General features: G+C 42.0%; 14 protein-coding genes. 9 read left to right on the top strand and 5 right to left on the bottom strand.

Annotation, left to right across the window (positions count from 1 at the left end):
• Nucleotides 1-85: 85 nt before the first annotated feature.
• Nucleotides 86-2419 (top strand): hypothetical protein, encoded by a 2334-nt coding sequence (locus OGM63_RS12815; protein WP_263745958.1) that lies wholly within the window; start codon nt 86-88, stop codon nt 2417-2419.
• 17 nt (nt 2420-2436) lie between these two features.
• Here the strand turns inward: OGM63_RS12815 and OGM63_RS12810 are convergent, their stop codons facing one another.
• The 4 genes from OGM63_RS12810 to OGM63_RS12795 are packed head-to-tail and all read right to left on the bottom strand — an operon-like array spanning nt 2437 to nt 3882.
• The gene (locus OGM63_RS12810; RefSeq protein ID WP_263745957.1) at nt 2437-2613 is read right to left on the bottom strand and encodes a hypothetical protein; all 177 of its coding nucleotides are present in this window, start codon (nt 2611-2613) and stop codon (nt 2437-2439) included.
• A gap of 41 nt (nt 2614-2654) precedes the next feature.
• Nucleotides 2655-3413 carry a hypothetical protein gene (locus OGM63_RS12805; protein WP_263745956.1) on the bottom strand — a complete coding sequence of 253 codons (759 nt, stop codon included), beginning with the start codon at nt 3411-3413 and terminating at the stop codon, nt 2655-2657.
• Nucleotides 3414-3421: 8 nt separating this feature from the next.
• Nucleotides 3422-3709, bottom strand: coding sequence for a hypothetical protein (locus tag OGM63_RS12800; protein ID WP_263745955.1), 288 nt, complete (start codon nt 3707-3709; stop codon nt 3422-3424).
• On the bottom strand, nt 3700-3882 hold the full coding sequence (locus tag OGM63_RS12795) for a hypothetical protein (protein WP_263745954.1): 183 nt from the start codon (nt 3880-3882) through the stop codon (nt 3700-3702). The genes OGM63_RS12800 and OGM63_RS12795 overlap by 10 nt, the downstream gene beginning before the upstream one ends.
• A gap of 163 nt (nt 3883-4045) precedes the next feature.
• On the opposite strand from OGM63_RS12795, the gene OGM63_RS12790 reads away from it, so the two are divergent.
• The 6 genes from OGM63_RS12790 (at nt 4046) to OGM63_RS12765 (ending at nt 10918) form a co-directional block, all read left to right on the top strand.
• Nucleotides 4046-5401, top strand: coding sequence for a helix-hairpin-helix domain-containing protein (locus tag OGM63_RS12790; RefSeq protein ID WP_263745953.1), 1356 nt, complete (start codon nt 4046-4048; stop codon nt 5399-5401).
• Between the two features lie 251 nt (nt 5402-5652).
• Nucleotides 5653-6198 carry a hypothetical protein gene (locus OGM63_RS12785; RefSeq protein WP_263745952.1) on the top strand — a complete coding sequence of 182 codons (546 nt, stop codon included), beginning with the start codon at nt 5653-5655 and terminating at the stop codon, nt 6196-6198.
• Nucleotides 6199-6551: 353 nt separating this feature from the next.
• The gene (locus tag OGM63_RS12780; RefSeq protein ID WP_263745951.1) at nt 6552-6878 is read left to right on the top strand and encodes a DUF6464 family protein; all 327 of its coding nucleotides are present in this window, start codon (nt 6552-6554) and stop codon (nt 6876-6878) included.
• A gap of 86 nt (nt 6879-6964) precedes the next feature.
• Nucleotides 6965-8269: an SWIM zinc finger family protein gene (locus tag OGM63_RS12775; protein ID WP_263745950.1), complete on the top strand. Its 1305-nt coding sequence runs from the start codon at nt 6965-6967 to the stop codon at nt 8267-8269.
• On the top strand, nt 8266-9783 hold the full coding sequence (locus OGM63_RS12770; RefSeq protein WP_263745949.1) for a DUF5691 domain-containing protein: 1518 nt from the start codon (nt 8266-8268) through the stop codon (nt 9781-9783). Before OGM63_RS12775 ends, OGM63_RS12770 begins: the two co-directional genes overlap by 4 nt.
• Before the next feature lie 64 nt (nt 9784-9847).
• A complete protein-coding gene (locus OGM63_RS12765; protein WP_263745948.1) occupies nt 9848-10918 on the top strand; it encodes an ATP-binding protein in 1071 nt (356 codons plus the stop codon).
• A gap of 488 nt (nt 10919-11406) precedes the next feature.
• Here the strand turns inward: OGM63_RS12765 and OGM63_RS12760 are convergent, their stop codons facing one another.
• On the bottom strand, nt 11407-11664 hold the full coding sequence (locus tag OGM63_RS12760) for a hypothetical protein (RefSeq protein ID WP_263745947.1): 258 nt from the start codon (nt 11662-11664) through the stop codon (nt 11407-11409).
• Between the two features lie 222 nt (nt 11665-11886).
• Here OGM63_RS12760 and OGM63_RS12755 point away from each other — a divergent pair, with 222 nt between their 5' ends.
• Nucleotides 11887-12843: a bluetail domain-containing putative surface protein gene (locus OGM63_RS12755; protein WP_263745946.1), complete on the top strand. Its 957-nt coding sequence runs from the start codon at nt 11887-11889 to the stop codon at nt 12841-12843.
• Nucleotides 12844-13226: 383 nt separating this feature from the next.
• A partial coding sequence (locus tag OGM63_RS12750) for a DUF5682 family protein (RefSeq protein ID WP_263745945.1) occupies nt 13227-13571 on the top strand: 345 nt, incomplete at its 3' end.

Here is a 13571-nt window from a genome sequence, read left to right as displayed (position 1 = left end):
TTATACCAAAACATCCTCTGGCAAAACGGTAGGTAAAGTACTCTTTACCAGTTAAAGCGCTCTTATTTTCCAACTGATGCATGAAATGTTTGCTAAATCTCAGTCATTAAAATTTCGACTCCGGGCTATTTCTCTGGCTACGTTATTATCGCCTTTTTGGTTTTTGAGTTTGATACCTCCGCAAGCTGCGAAAGCTCAAAATCAAGGTACTGGTTGTCCTGCCGGCACCAAAATAGCAGGTGTATCTAACTCTTTAGTTAACAACGGTTACTTTACTCAGCAACCAAGTGGTGGTGCTGCTGCCAATACCTTATTTCCTGGTAACTGGAGTAGTGGGGTTCCTTATGCGGGTAATAACGTTTACCCTGGTGATACAAGTGTAGCTATTCAAACAGGAGCAGTGAATTACGCCGGCGGTATTGTTCAGCAAGTGCCTTTTCCGGGAGATGCGGCAAATGGTGTGCCTAGTTCTAACAATTGGTTGTATTCCAACGGCAACAGTACAGGAGGACCATATACAATTTGGCAACAAAACATTGCCAGTACATCATTACAGCCAAATACTACTTACGTTTTTTATGCCTATGTTAGTAATGCCATTACTACTGATGGATCTGCACCTGACGATCCCGTCATCCAGTTTTTAATTAATGGTATACCTAATGGTCCATCTTTCCCCGTATTTGATGACTCTGACCCCGCTTCCGGACACAATAGTCAAGATTTGTGGGATAGAAGAATAGTTCGTTTCACCACCCCAGCAAGTCTACCCAATCCTTTTACAATATCAATTCAAGATACGGCAACTGGAAGCAATGGTGATGACTTTGGTGTTGTTGCAGTTGGTGTTGAAGCTTGTAGACCGAATATCGGTATCGCTAAAAGTGTAGGTGCTCCCGTTCCTAGAGCCGATGGTAGCTTCACCATACCTTACACCATGACGGTGCAAAACCTCGCACCCAGAGATCCGAATACTCCTTACACGGTGACAAACGTCCAAGTAACAGACAATCTGGCAACTACCTTTGCTGGTGCAACCATCAATTCTGTTGGTAATATTCAAAGCTCTAGTTCCAGCTTAACAGTCAATTCTAGCTTCAACGGTCAGAGCAACCAAAATCTTTTGCAGGGAACTACAAACGATAGACTTAATGGTGGAGAAACTGCCACTATTACCTTTGATGTCAACATCACTCCTGTTAATGGTAATTTTGGTCCGTTTAATAATACTGCCCAGGTATCAGCCATTTACCCAGCTAGTCCTCCGGAAGCAGGTCCAATTACAGATGATTCTATCAATGGTACTAATACTGACCCAGACGGCGATTTAGACCCCAATAATAATACTAGTCCTACCCCCGTGACCCTGACTCCAGGACGGCGTATCGGTGTTGCCAAGCAAGCTGGTAGTGTGGTGAATAACAGTGATGGAACTTACACGGTACCTTACACTGTCATTGTCCGCAACTACGGAAATGTCGCTTTAAATAACGTCCAAGTCAGCGATGATTTATTTGGTAATGCTAATAGTACCTTTAATGGGGCTACTGCTGTGGCTATTTCCAGTCGCGTAACTGTCAGTGGTGCGCTGACAGCAGCTAATGTTAACTTTAACGGTAATAGCGATCGCAATTTGCTCGCAGGTACAGAAACTCTACCTATAGGCGCTAGTGCCACGATTAATTTTAGTGTTAGAGTCACACCCGGTAGTAATCTGGGTCCTTTTAACAATACCGCAAGAGCGATCGCAACCACAAACGGTAACACCACACCTGTAACTGATGACTCCACTGATGGTGTTAACCCAGATTTAGGCAGTACAGTTACAGGAAATAATAACGATGGCGATCCGACTAATAATAATGTCCCTACACCAGTCAGCTTCAATGGAACACCAAATCTGCGTTTTGTCAAGCGAATTTCCAACGTATTCCGCAACAACGCACCGCTGAGGGGAATTAACTTTAATACTTTTATTGATGACCCCAACGACAGCAATGATAATGCCGCTGGTTGGTCGCAATTAGCCCCACGGGGAGTTATCAGTCTAGACTCTCAAGCTGCTTTGCAGAGTGGTGATGAAGTTGAATATACTCTCTATTTTCTCAGTGATGGTACACAGTCAATTCAAAACGCCAGATTTTGCGATTTAATTCCCGATGATACCCTCTTTGTACCCGATAGTTTTGGTGTGGGTAGTGGTGTACTATTAGATTTAGCTGGTACAAATACATCTGTAACGAATGCAGCAGATGCAGATAGAGGCAGCTTTTTCTCAGCTCTTTCACCTTTACCTGCGGGCAATTCTTGCGTTAACCAAACTAATCGCAACGGTGCTGTGATTGTCAATGTTGGGAATTTCTCACAAGCAACTGGTAGCAACTTCGGTTTTGTTCGTTTCCGCGTTAGATTAAATTGATCGAGTTAGACGCTTAATCAAGACTGCTGTCCTGCCTGCCTAAACCCTTCAATATCTAGCTGTTCCGCTATTTGTTTTACAGTCACACTTGCTTTCAACAGTAGTGGAACAGCAGTCAGTTTACCTGCTTTTCGACCTGAACCAAACCATATTGCAAAGAAAAGCAGTTCTAACTGGTAGCCTAAAGCTCCCAATCAACTCGGTGGGGAGTGTGTTCAAACCGGGGAAACTTAATCTAGTCAAGTAACCACATTTGAGAAGAATTATCCTGACCTTCATCTGGTTGATTTTGCGCTAAATTTACCGATGAACGGTGTGATTTTTTGTAACTACCGGCTGGTTTAAATTCATGTTGCTCAGGTTCCTGTTGCGGGGGCTTTTCCGATGAGTAATGTGACTTTTTGTAGTAGCTAGCGACTGGTTTCAATTGATTTGGCTCAGGTTGGTGTTGCGGTGCCTTTTGTGATGATTGATATGATTTTTTGTAGCTGCTAGCTGGGATAATTTGCTTTTCTTGTTTTAGAACAATACTTTCCTTTTCTTGTTTGAGAACAATACTTTCCTTTTCTTTTTTGAGAACATTGCTTTCTTCTATAAGTTGGGAATTAGCTTCTGCAAGTTGTAGTGCAGCTTTCTTTGCATCGTAAAGCTCTTTTGTCAATCGTTCTACTAATACTTTTTGTTCTGATAAAAGCAATTTTTCTTGAGACAAAGCTGAGTGCAAATCACTATTTTTTTGCTGTAGTTGTTTTTCTCTGTGGTGTGATTGTTCTAAAGTTTCTTGCAACTCTTTGACCATTGCTTCTAAATCAGCCAAGGTTTGAGTTGTGTGTGTAGCTGGAGTTTGCTCAACTGTAGCTGTTGACAATTCCTCAGATAATTCGGCATGTTCTACAATTGCCTCAGCAGTAACTTCAATTGCAGATTCACCTTCATATGGTGTAAATTTTTGTGTTTTTTCTTGTAGTACGTCGTCTACATGTCTGTTAACCATAATTTCCTCTAATCATGCTTGAATTCGTCAGCGAAGCTGCGGTAGTCTGACTTTGCTTCGCGTGCATTATTTCTTTGCCATTGAGTAATTGCCATACCTGCCAGGGCTGCTCGTTCGTGTGCTTTGTCAGCACGAATAAAGTTATTGCAAGCAGGTATTCCTAACTGTACCAAGGTATTTTTTTGTTGTGCTTGTGTAAAACTCCGTATATCCACTTTGGTTAGCAGCACGCTATGGAGTGTTTCCAAGGGAGTGACGGATTTTTTAATTGTGTCAATTAGGACAACTAAATCCATTGGTGCTGGGGGTGTAGGCAAAACAAAATAGTTAGCGATCGCATTGCTTTCGGCGCTAATACTTCAGAGCGTAGCACCAAAGGTGTATCTACCACTATTAAATCGTAACGTGTTATCTTTCCTAAATTACCTAAAAGTTGAGGATCTGTCTCTTGGGATAGGTCGAACCTCATACCATTCCGACTGGGACTATACCACCAACTAGCAGAACCTTGAATATCTGCATCAATAAAAAGAACCTTTTTCTTTGATGCATATTTTCCAGTCAGATTGAGTGCGGTAGTCCTAAAATTAATTTAACGTTCTCTATTTTCTATTTCCCCAATTCCCAATTGTATGGTTAAAATTATTACACGTAAATCTCTAGGAACACAAAATGTCTATGATATTGGCGTGAGTTGCGACCATAATTTTGTAATTAAAGATGGTTTAATCGCTTCTAATTGCTTTAATAAATCTCACTCGACGGCATATGCTTATGTAACTTATCAAACTGCATATTTAAAAGCTAATTATAAATTAGAGTATATGGCGGCACTGTTAACGGCTAACAGTGGTGACACAGATAAGGTGCAGAAGTATATTGCTAGCTGTACGAGTTTGGATATTGAGATAGACCCACCAGATATTAACGCAAGTCAAGTGGATTTTACGCCCCTGGCAAAAAATATTTTGTTTGGATTTAGTGCAGTGCGTAATGTGGGACAGAATGCGATCGCTTGTATATTAGAAGCGAGGAACGAGGGAGGATCGTTTAAATCTCTGGCTGATTTTTGCGATCGCGTGGATTTGCGTGCTGTTAACCGTCGCGCTTTAGAGTCGCTAATTTACTGCGGAGCTTTTGATAAAATCGAATCTAACCGCCATCAGTTAATCAAAGACCTAGAATTAGTATATGATTGGGCACAATCCCGTGCCAGAGATAGAGCTAGCGGTCAAGGAAATCTCTTTGATTTTAATACTGGAATTTCTCACAATACAAATAATAATCAAGTAAGCAAAGCTTTTGAAACTGCCCCGAAAGCAAATCCTGTTCCTGATTTACCCCAACCGGAAAAGTTACGCAAAGAAAAGGAACTTTTAGGTTTTTATGTATCCGATCATCCGCTGAAATCTATACAGCAAACAGCGCGATATCTTGCTCCTATTAACCTGACGCAATTTGCCGAGCAAAAAGAAGGAATCATGGTTTGTGCGCTTGTCATGCTAAATGGCGTCAAAAAGGTGATGACAAAAAAAGGCAACGAACCGATGGCGATTTTGCAAATAGAAGATTTAACTGCACAATCGGAAGCGGTAGCCTTTCCTAAATCTTATGAGCGCATAAGTTCACTACTTCAAGTTGATTCACGCTTGATTATTTGGGGTAAAATAGAGCGAAAAGACGAGAAACCTCAATTTATTGTTGAAGATGCCGAACAAGTAGAAACAGTACAACTGGTGATGCTAGAATTAAGTTCTCAACAAACAGCAGATATCCAAGAACTTAATCGCGTCAGAACAATTTTGAAAGAACACTCAGGAGACAGAGAAAAAGCAAAAGTGCCAGTGATAGGTATTATACAAGCCCTAAATTCCCGCCAAGCTGTTCTTCTTGGCAGACAATTTTGGGTACAAGATTCGATAACTGCTTTTCAGGCTCTCAACAATGCAGGATTTCCGACTGAGGTAAAACAGCTGACTGGTACTTGAGTGCAATGGGCACCCTCGCATTGGGCATTGGGCAAGTGAAATTCTGAAACTTGTTTTTATTCCCTTTGCCTTTTTTCCTTTCTCCTTTCCCCCTCTTTATTGGCTCCTTCATCAGTAATTTGCCGTAGTCTCTCTAGTAGAAATTAGTTTTTTTTAGTTACTTATGCTGATGATAATTCCCTTGATAAAATGGTATTTTTTAATGCCGTGACTAGATAGCGGCAACCAGGGGAAGGAGCAAAAAAAAATTGATGACCGTAAATGAGCTAAATCAATTTGTTTATTATTGTAAACAAATTCAGCCTCAAACTCAGGAAAATATTAAAAGATTTTTTCAAGGAGTTATTGTCTTTCCTTATGACAAAGAACTTCTATTACAAGCTTATTTATTTTTGAATCTTAAAGACTTATTTCCTTTATGTTCAGAACTACTTCTATTTGAAAAATCTCCAATTTCTGATTATACAGATTTAGGCAAGTGTGATTTTGTTTTTTTAACGTATACTGGTAGTTTATTTTTAATTGAAACTAAATTTATTGATACAGAAGCAACCGGTGCAACCGAAAGAAAAAGAAGAAATAAACACAGAAATAAAGTATTTGAACAAGTGATAACTTTAAAAAATAGATTTAGTCAATATTGGAATATTGAATTAGAACAATTAGAGTGTGGTGTTTTTACAACAGATTCAGAACTTGATTGGCGAGGAAATGATGTTAATGTCGTAACTAAATCAATTTCTATCGATAAGCTGGAAAGATGGCGGAAAAATTATCCAAGATTGACTGAATATTGAATTTCAATAATTTTTTTAAAGAAAATTAAATATTTTCTCCTTGGTTTGAGGGTCACGGACTGAAACCAAAAATATAGTGCCTTTCACTACGCATGAGCACCTTATGATATGATGTGCGTTTAATTAACAGTAATAAAAATATACCTACCGTCGTAGAGACGTTCCGGTGGAACGTCTTGGAGCGTATGTGTGATTTGCGCTCCCATGATATGACTTAACTCATATCCTCTTAGAAGCGCGATCGCGATCGCGATACAACACTTCTTCGTTGAAAGATGTTAAAACCTAAGACTCTGGATTGTTGCAAGTGTTTTACGATTTGAAAATATAACCTAAAAACAAGTAAAGATCAGGTGAACATTTTCTTGATTATTGCTGTTGCTTTCTTACCGGCACTGTTCTCTTTGTGGATGATTCGCAAAAGTCATATGCAAAGAGAAACGCAAATGAGACAAGCTACTATGAGCTTTCCCAGAACGCAACTAGGGCAAAATTCTCGACTTGGTTTAAGCGATCGCTATTATCTCGAAGGAGTCGGTTATCTCATCGGTGACATCAGTTGCCGATATAATGCTAAATCTGGCTATGTACGCTGTGCTGTCAACCCATCAGGACCTTGTGAAGGTTGCCGTTATTATGAACCAAGGGAATTCACCACCGATAACGAAAAGAAGGTTTAATGGAGAATGGACTTTTGACAAAACTATGAAAAACTTGACAGAAACCAGAAAACGCACTTATCACAGCGCACTCAGCAACAATACCCATGTCTCTAATCTGGACTCAGGAACAAATTATAGCGCTAGCACCAGATACCAGTTCCGCACTTAATGCTCAAGTTCTAGCAGTGCGTTCTTTATGGTTATCGTTGGGTTACAACGAACAAGCTATTTGGGGTGAGTGTCAAGGTAGCGGTAGCAATCCTTACCGAACACAGATTGATCTGACAGAACTTGCTTTTAAATGTAATTGTCCCAGTCACAAAACACCATGTAAACACGCAATCGGTTTGTTTTTGCTTTTTGCCGATCAAAAAGATGCTTTTACAGAAAAAACTTTGCCACAAAAAATTAGTCTTGATATTCCCAAAGACAAACCAGATACAAAGAAAGTAGTTGATACAGTCGCTCAAGCAAAGCGTGCCCAGATGCGCTACAACAAAGTAACTGCGGGAATGCAGGATTTAGAACTTTGGTTGCGTGATTTGGTACGTCAGGGATTAGCTGTTGCCCTTGGGCAACCTTACAGCTTTTGGGATACCGCAGCAGCGAGGCTTGTAGATGCTCAAGCGTCGGGGGTTGCTCGGATGCTGCGTCAGATAGCAAGCATACCACATTCTGGTATCGGGTGGGAAGAAAGGCTGTTGACACAGTTGGGACGTGTTTATTTGTTAATTTCCGGCTTTAAACGTTTGGAAACTTTCCCAGCCGAAATGCAAGCAGACATCCGTACCCAAATTGGCTGGACGCAGAATCAAGAAGAATTATTAACGTCCTCAGGTGTGCGCGATCGCTGGTTAATTTTAGGTCAACGCATCACCGAAGAAGATAAATTGCGATCGCAGTTTAATTGGTTATGGGGCGAACAAAGTCAACAACCAGCATTAATTCTTAACTTTGCTTATGGCAGTCAACCATTAGATACTACCTTGATTCCAGGAACTAGTATAGATGCAGAGTTAGTATTTTTCGAGAGTGCTTATCCGTTGCGATCGCTTATAAAAATTCATCATAACCCAGCAGATCCGGTGGACAAAATGCCAGGATTTGGTAGTATCCAACACATGATGACAGCTTACGCTAAAGCCTTGGCACAAAATCCTTGGATCGAGCAGTTTCCTGTAGCGTTACAAGCTGTAATGCCTGTGTTTAATGATGGGAACTGTCGTGCTGTGCGTGATGCCGATGGATATATGCTATCTACAACTGGCTTAAGTTCTCAACAAACATGGCAATTATTGGCACTCAGCGGTGGACATGCGGTTGGAATATTTGGGGAATGGAATGGCGATCGCTTTCTTCCTTTAAGTGTATATGCAGAAAATGTCTTTGTCACACTTGAAAAATTATGAAGCACTTATGGCAAGAGGTCGTAAAAACAGCATTAATCGGTACTGAACGGCAAGGGTTAAAAGCGATACTACCTGATAATAAGTTAAGTGAGATTTTGAGTTGTTTGGATAGCAGCGACAAAGAAGGTAATTTACTGAGTGCGGCTGGTGCTTTTGCTCTTTATCAACGCGCTGGTAAAATATCTTTCGATCAGCAACCATTACAAAACAGAAGTGAAGAAGAAGAATTACTTGATTGCAGTCTTCTTTCTCGGCAACATCTAGCTTTGATATTAAGTGGGAATGCCCAACTTCTGCCAGAATGGTTAACAGTGGCAGCTGCCGCTAAAAGAAGAGTTCCTTCACAATACTTGCCTCAACTGTTGACCTTAGGGCAAAAGCAAAGTAATTTACGAGTTTTCATTTTACCAGTTTTGGGCAAGCGCGGATATTGGCTAGCAAAGCAGAACCCAGACTGGAATTATGTAAACAGTGAAATTACTGATAAAGCTTGGCAGATTGGTAGTAAAGAGGCAAGGCGATCGCTACTGCAAAGACTCCGCGAACAAAATCCAGAACAAGCACGAGAAAAACTGCAAAAAACTTGGAAAAAGGAAAGTGGCGATGAGAGAGCGAGTTTATTAGCAGCTTTAGAAATCAATTTGAGTATGAACGATGAGCCGTTTTTAGAAGCTGCATTAGATGACAAACGCAAGCAAGTGCGAGATATTGCCGCGAAGTTGCTTTCATTGCTGCCAAAATCGAGATTGTGTCAGCGGATGATCGAGCGAGTTCACCCCTTGATTATATTTAACCACAACTCTGTGCAAGTGAGTTTGCCGGTCTTGTGCGATCGCCAAATGATTCGCGATGGCATCGATCAATCTCGCTACAGTTCTGCATTGGGGGAGAAAGCTAGTTTATTATTGCAAATGCTTTGTTGCGTACCGCCTAGTTTTTGGTGTAATAATTGGGGCAAGATGCCACAGCAATTATTACAAGTTGTGGATGGTAATGAGTGGGAAAAGATGCTGTTAGAAGCTTGGGCAACAGGAGCTTTGAAAAGTCAAGATTCTTTGTGTGCGGAAGTGTTATTACCAAATGCCAGTAAGTTTTATCACAGTTATTTGGGCAATGGTGAGGAGTTGGTTGTTGGGTTGTTGAAGCTTTTAGGGCAGAATAAGGCGGATGCTTTGATTTTGCAGATATTGTTGGAGAATCAAGGTAAATTGCTTTCGGTGAATCATCCGGCGTATACGTTGTTGAAGCATTATCAAATGCCTTGGAGTGAAAAAGTTAGTCAGCTTGTGCTGTTAAGTGTAGGAAAATATATTGAAGCTGATAAGCACTGTCAATGGGGAATGCGATCGCTCTTTCAACGTTTCGCTCTTTATATGGAACCTTCTGTAATGGAAGCTGCTGGTGAGTTGTTGGCTGTTGTGGAGGAGGGTTCGTTTTGGCAAGGTTTTGTGAATGAGTTTTTGGCTATGTTGTTGTTTAGGTTTGAGATGATACAGGAGTTAAGAGGTGAGTGAAGAGAATCGAACCGCCAAGGCGCCAAGGACACCAAGGAAGAAGGGGGAAGAGGAAAGGACGAGTTTGTTGAGGGAACATGCGGAGGAGGAGTTTGCTGTTGAGTTGGAGGAGTTGGGGAAGGTTGATAATAAGCAATGTCCGCCGAATTGGAGGTTGTCGCCTTGGGCGGTGGTAATGTATGTTTTGGGTGGGAGGTTGGATAATGGGTTTGAGGTTTCGCCGAAGTATATTGGGGATAGGCGGATAATTGAGGTTGCGACGGCTACTTTGACGACGGATAGGGCTTTGTTGTTGCTTGGTGTACCGGGAACGGCAAAATCTTGGCTTTCTGAACATTTAGCAGCAGCGATTTCTGGTGATTCGACGCTGTTAATTCAGGGTACGGCTGGGACGAGTGAGGAAGCGATTCGTTATGGTTGGAATTATGCCAAATTGTTGGCTGATGGTCCTTCGATGGCGGCTTTGGTTCAAAGTCCGTTGATGCGGGCGATGGAAGATGGTAAAATTGCCCGTGTGGAAGAATTGACGCGCATTCCCGCTGATGTGCAAGATACATTAATTACTGTGCTTTCCGAGAAAACACTGCCGATACCGGAACTTAATTCCCAGGTGCAAGCGCGGAAGGGTTTTAGTGTGATTGCCACTGCAAATGACCGCGATAAGGGTGTAAATGAACTTTCTAGCGCTTTGAAACGCCGTTTTAACACGGTAGTTTTGCCTTTACCAAAGACTGTAGATGAAGAAGTGGAAATTGTGCAGTTGCGGGTGGAAAGTTTGGGAAAGGCTTTAGAATTGCCAGCCGAACCCCCAGCGTTGGAAGAAATTCGCCGCATTGTGACTATATTTAGGGAATTGCGTAGCGGGGTTACGGAAGATGGGAAAACCAAGATTAAATCCCCTAGTAGCACTTTGAGTACAGCGGAAGTTATTTCTGTTGTTAATCATGGTATAGCGCTATCGGCGCATTTTGGCGATGGAAATTTACAAGCAGCAGATGTTGCTTCTGGGTTGATTGGGGCGGTGATTAAAGACCCAGTGCAGGATAAAGTAGTTTGGCGGGAGTATTTGGAAACGGTGGTGAAAGAAAGGGATGGGTGGAAGGATTTATATCGCGCTTGTCGGGAGGTATCTTAGAGGAAATCTCACGCAAAGCCGCAAAGACGCAAAGTTAAGATTTGTAGGTTGGGTGAAGTGAAGCGCAACCCAATATGAATATATGTTAAAAATGTTGGCGTTGCTGAATCCGGGGCGTGTAAATGATTTTACATAATACCAAAATCCTTGTAGAGACGTAGGGCGCGGAACGTCTCTACATCCGTATTCATGCATCAATTCAGCAATGCCAAAATGTTTATATCTTGGTTGTTGATAGGTGAATCAACTGTCAAATAATTTTTGGAAAAATAAGTATTTCCCTCTCGTAAATGTATAAAAAGATTATAATGTGTTAGTATCCAAACAGCATTGTCATAACAATAAGTTGTTGTAAGCGACTCCTCTTTAACAGTCGGTGTTTCGCCGGAGATGCCGCTCAACTCTTTATAAAGATGGCTCTTATTTTTCCTATAGAGTGTGTTTGAAGTTTGCGAGACACAAAATTGGTAGCAGTCTAAGGTCTAGCCTTATTTGTTACCCAGTTTTGCTCTTAACTCCAATTTTTGACTACTACAGCGATCGCCTTTAACGTACACTAAAAGCGCATTGAAATTATGGAAAATATTACCACAGGCAACGGCAACGATACCGTCATCAGACCCACCCTGGTTAATGGTGCAGTCTTTCGCAGTAATGACATCATTAGAACCAATGGCGGCAACGATACAATTAACCCTGGATTGGGTGAAATAGACTACGTTTATGGTGGGACAGGTATTGATCATCTCATTCTAGACTACTCGATTGGGGATACGGGCACGGGGGTAAACTTCAATACTGTCAGTTCTGCCCGGAGATGGACGGACAGTACGAATAGTAAGAAGACACTAGACTCCATCCTTTTTTATGACATCGAGCAGTTTACGGTTACTGGCACCAGTAAAGATGACACCTTTAGTCTTCATACCGCCAACAGCGTCATTCGTGCTGGGGCGGGGAATGATGAGGTGAGCGCAATCCGACTGCTCGCAGGAAACATTGGCACTCTTGATGGTGGTGCTGGCTTTGACTACTTAGCGCTAGACCTTTCGAGCCAAACAACAAATCTCAACCTTACCAATCTTCAAGATATCAACATTGCTGGAGTTGTCAGAGCGACCAATTTTGAACGGTTTGCGCTGGAAACAGGCAGTGGCAACGATACCATACTCCAGTCTGGTATCCTCAACGGTACTGTCCTGCGACAAAATGACCTCTTTAAAACAGGTGCAGGTAACGACACAATTAATGCTGGATTGGGTTCTGATACCGTATTTGGTGGTGATGGGCTGGATCATCTGATTATCGACTACTCGGTTGGCGACACGGGTACGGGAATGCGGTTCAATGGCAGTAGCTTTTATGGGACTGCCTCGCGTGACGTTAGTAGTACTCCAAACTCTGCCGTCTTAGATTTCATCGAGTTTGGGGGTATCGAGCGCTTTACGGTCACGGGCACCAGTAAAAATGACAGCCTCTTCGCCGTGAATGGTAATGACATCATCAATGGGGGTGCAGGCAATGACACGATTCGCGGGGGTGGAGGGGGCGATCTGCTCACGGGTGGAAGTGGCGCAGATACCTTCCAGTATCAATCGCTGAAAGATTCTTTACTGGGTAATTACGACGCGATTAAAGACCTGGAGATCGGTATTGATTTTATCGATGCGACTCAAGCGGTTTCAGCCACTCAAATCCGAAAGTTGGGGTCAGTGAGTGCTTTGACTGAAACTGCTATTGGGCAGGTGTTGACTCCCAGTAACTTTGTGGTCAATGGTGCTTCCACTTTTAGATTTCGCGATGGACTGTTAGATCGCACCTTTCTAGCACTTAATGATGGTACGGCTGGGTTTTCTGCAAGCACAGACAGCATCATTGAGATAACCGGATTTAAAGGCAATTTGAATAATCTGAGCATTGTCTAAATATCGGAAGAGAGCAGCGCAAAAAAGTTATTGAGACTAACATTTGTGCTGCTTAATCAAAACCCTAAAGAGGATATAGGAATCCGGTTTGATTTATGAAAAAATTTAAGTATTCTAGGGTGCGTTAGCGGCGAAAGTACGGCACCAAGCCCTTACAAAAGGTGCCGTACTCTCGCCGCTAACACACCCTACGTGTTTGTTCAAAAATCAAATATAAATCCTATATTATCGTTACTAACAATATTCGAGATTTTGAAAATATTCCTAATCTCACACTAGAGAACTGGTTAAAATATTAAAATAATTACTCATATAGAAAATTTTCCAGAAGTACAATCCAGAACAGATTAATACTTGGAGATATATCTGGAAAGATTAATAACATGACACACCACATCTTCGGTATCCGCCATCACGGTCCCGGTTCAGCACGCAGTCTGCGTCAAGCCTTAGAAACTCTCCAACCAGATACAATCCTCATCGAAGGACCACCCGATGCCGAATCAGTACTGCATCTGGTCGGTTCACCTGCAATGCAGCCACCAGTCGCATTACTAATATATGTACCAGATAAACCCCAAGACTGCGTTTATTATCCCTTCGCCATCTTCTCACCCGAATGGCAAGCACTGCATTACGCCTTAACTAATAACATCCCTGTGCGGTTTATGGACTTACCCTTGGCACACCGGATGGCAGGGGACTCCTTGGAGACAGGGGGACAGGGG

Origin of the sequence: Plectonema radiosum NIES-515 (assembly GCF_025753815.1) — a bacterium.
Taxonomy (GTDB): domain Bacteria; phylum Cyanobacteriota; class Cyanobacteriia; order Cyanobacteriales; family Nostocaceae; genus Hassallia; species Hassallia radiosum_A.
Note: the sequence above shows the minus strand (reverse complement) of the source record. Positions and strands in the feature narration are given on the sequence as shown.